1 protein-coding gene is annotated in these 471 nt (G+C 69.4%); it reads right to left on the bottom strand.

Annotated features, from left to right (window positions below):
- Positions 1–18: 18 nt before the first annotated feature.
- On the bottom strand, positions 19–471 hold a 453-nt coding region (locus tag I6F33_RS37930; RefSeq protein ID WP_225145794.1), incomplete at its 5' end, for a hypothetical protein.

The following is a 471-nucleotide window of genomic DNA, read 5'->3' as shown; positions in this document are numbered from 1 at the left end:
GCGTGGTGGCCTTGCCCATCATCGCGTCGCCTCCTGCGTTGGGCGGGGCGTCGGCTGGGGGTAGCGATCGACCGGGACGACCTGGTTCAGCCCAAGGGAGCGCACGCGCATCTCCTGGCCGTCCTCGACCCACGCCAGCCACGCGATCCTGGCGTTAGAGGCCTGCGCGAGCATGGTGAGCGCCGCCGACCGGGCGCCGCTGACGAGCGGCGAAAGGCTGGTGGTACCAGGATCCGGCGACCACTGGCTGCTCCCGATGGGCGACCAGGCCGCATAGTGCGTCGCTGCGGCGTTGCCACCCCACCCCGTGTCCGTACAGCAGTTCCACACCGCCACAAGGCTTTGCGCTGCGGCATCAAAGGCCACGCCGGCCGCAGTAATGCGCGAGTTGCCCAATGTGACGAGATCGCCTGGGCTCCAGCTCGCCCCGCTATCAAGCGAGGTGAGCGCATACACTGCCGCGCCCTCGAG

Origin of the sequence: Bradyrhizobium sp. BRP20 (assembly GCF_020194215.1) — a bacterium.
GTDB lineage: Bacteria > Pseudomonadota > Alphaproteobacteria > Rhizobiales > Xanthobacteraceae > Bradyrhizobium > Bradyrhizobium yuanmingense.
Note: the sequence above shows the minus strand (reverse complement) of the source record. Positions and strands in the feature narration are given on the sequence as shown.